Here is a 2812-nt window from a genome sequence, read left to right as displayed (position 1 = left end):
CTACGTCACTGGTTGCTTGCGGCGACAAATCTCTTTTAAGCGCTTCGTAAACTCAGTATGCGCCATGGCTGGCTGATAAAAACATCAAAAACAATTTCAAAGCCGCACTCTTTTCACTTGCAGCTTTGTCCATAAATCATTTATAACAAACAAATCAAGTTCGCCCACTATCGTGGGCTGGGACGCAAACATGTGGGCGGCTTCGCCATTATCGCCCACATGTCTGCGCCCCTTATTTGGAAGTTAAATGCAATTTAGTTCAACGATGGAGAAAACGCGTTGGAATTACCTATCAGAGATTTGTTATCTCTAGAGTATCACGGTGATAAAGTTGCGAACGGGCAACTTCGAGCCAAAGATGTAGCAAAGTACATATCGGCTATTGATGACTTTATGGCTATCACCACCAAGCATGCATATGGAAAAGATGCCGAGCTTACTTTTGATGTCTCTGGCTTTAGAAATCAATCGTTCGATATTGATTTCGCTCTTCAAGTTATAAATTTAGGTGCTGCGGCGATGTTTGCATCGGGATCTCCAAAAGACCTGATTATGCTAGCAACCGACTGCATTAAAGCATGTATACACCTTCAAGGGCAGCAGCCGAAAGAAGTACAAAAAGACACAGTCGATAAGTCAGTCCATGTGACAAATCAACAAGGCGAGACACAAGTTTATCACATTGAAACTATTAATGTGATAGCTGATCCCAAAGCTGCTAACTCCTTAGATTGCTTCATTCGAGAACCGCTATCGAAAGGTTTAGAAGCAGTCAAAGTAAAGTCCTCGGTTCATAAAATTGAAGCTCATGCCGCAGCAAACGAATGTGATTATTTCAAACCTATAGATTTTGAAACACCTTTGTTCACTAACTCCATTAAAACTGGTTTGGTTATTGAGTCACCATCATTTAAAGATGGTAACAAGTGGAAGTTCAGCGATGGACAATCAAGCTTTTACGCTGAAATTACAGATGAGCAGTTTCTAGAGCGTGTTGATAATGGTGAGGAACGGTTCGGTAAAAATGACATATTGTTAGTAGAAATGGACGTGATTCAAACTCAAACACCAACGTGTTTGAAAGTAGAAAAAATCATAACCAAAGTCATTGACCATCAGTACGCGCAAAAACAAAACAGCATGTTTTAAAAATTGCATTTAACAAACGCTTTAAGACGGATTCGCAACGCTCGGCGGTTTTAGTGTGATTTAGCTTTTGTGTTTACGTTTTAATAATTGAGTGACGTGGTAGCGTTGCTCACCACTTAAGCGGGCGTTATGCATTACCGATAGAACTTTAGGCACTTAAACGACAAGGAATGTTTAAAAGCGTGTTTTCACTAAAAGCTCTTTTACCCGATTATTCATTCAATTGGTTTTGGATGTTTGTAAGCTTGTTTTTAGCAATATGGTTGGGACACCAAATATTTACCGCAGCTTTTCACCAAGAGATACTCAATCTACGAACTACCAATTCTGTTTCTCTAAAGGAGTCTCCCTTCTGGTTTTCTTTTGTAGTATTGTTTAAATTTACAGCTTGGTCGTTTGCTCTTTGGTATTTTGTCTCCAGCACCAGATATTTACTACAGAGGAAGTAATGCATAACAAATCAATAAACTCTCTCACTTCGTTCGCTGGGACGCATACACGCAGGGCGGCTTCGCCATTATGCCCTACGCGCATGCGCCCGTTATTGAAAAGTTAAGTTTCAAGGAGGAAATTTGAACATTTGCTTTTCTGTTTCAGAGATAAATTGGTCTCTGACAAAAGATATCATCAGCATACTAGGAACAATTGCCGCAGTAGGAATTGGGATTTATGGTCTTTCTACTTGGAAAAAGCAGCTTCGAGGTACAAGCGAGTACGAGCTTGCAAAGAAAGTTCTTGTTAAGTCCCATCAGGTAGCTCAAGCAATTCAAGCTGTACGCAGCCCAATGCTCTTTCTGAATAAAGAAGAAGTTGAAGCAGGTAATAGTTTAAAAGAAGAGCAAAGAATTTATGATGAGAGACTAAATCACCTCTTCTCAGAATGGTCTGAACTTGCAACTCTTAGATTAGAAACGAAGATTATTTGGGCGTCTGGAGCAGATCAAGCATTTGACGACTTAGAAAAAACTGTTAAAAAAATCAGGTCTGAAATTTGGCTTCATTTTTGGTTAAAAGGAGCTTACAGGAGTCCTGGCGCAACTGTCGACGATAATCCCGATAGAGTTGCCGCTAACGATGCAATTGTGTATTTAATTTCTGATGAAGATGATTTTAGTCAACAAATCTATGCCGCCGTGAAAAAAGTTGAACAGTATTTTCAAAACAAGGTTCGTTCGGAATGAAACTTAACAATCTGCTGTAGTCGCTCGCAGGCTCGCTGGGACGCAAACACATGGGCTGCGTCGCTTCGCTCCTAAATTTTAGCCCATGTGTTTCCGCCCCTAAGCAGGGCGTTATATGCAAAAGGAATTTCTACAATGAATATAAATGCAACACTCTTCGGCCAAGTTGTTATTGTTCTGGCAGTTATAATGGCTGTACTTGATTACTATTTGGGTAAAAGAAAAACTCAAACACCTATTCTTACAGCGGTCATCGCGTTCTTCACTGCACTATTGCCGCCTATAGCTCTCATATTTTTAATTGTTCTTGTGGTAAAAAACGATGTCCAATCTACTACTAGTAATTGACTGTATTTTTGCATATAACAAACAAATCAAGTTCGCCCACTATCGTGGGCTGGGACGCAAACATGTGGGCGGCTTCGCCATTTTCGCCCACATGTCCGCGCCCCTTATTTGGAAGTTATACACTTTTCAGGAAA

Annotated in this window: 2 protein-coding genes; both read left to right on the top strand. The window is 40.4% G+C overall.

Annotated features, from left to right (window positions below; all coding sequences use genetic code 11):
* Positions 1-279: 279 nt before the first annotated feature.
* Positions 280-1149 carry a hypothetical protein gene (locus tag KO518_RS16955; RefSeq protein WP_216027055.1) on the top strand — a complete coding sequence of 290 codons (870 nt, stop codon included), beginning with the start codon at positions 280-282 and terminating at the stop codon, positions 1147-1149.
* Between the two features lie 572 nt (positions 1150-1721).
* Positions 1722-2330, top strand: a complete 609-nt coding sequence (locus KO518_RS16950; RefSeq protein WP_216027054.1) for a hypothetical protein — start codon at positions 1722-1724, stop codon at positions 2328-2330.
* Positions 2331-2812: the final 482 nt, after the last annotated feature.

The organism is Aestuariibacter sp. A3R04, assembly GCF_018860805.1.
Taxonomy (GTDB): domain Bacteria; phylum Pseudomonadota; class Gammaproteobacteria; order Enterobacterales; family Alteromonadaceae; genus Alteromonas.
This window is presented reverse-complemented; position numbering and strand designations above follow the sequence as displayed.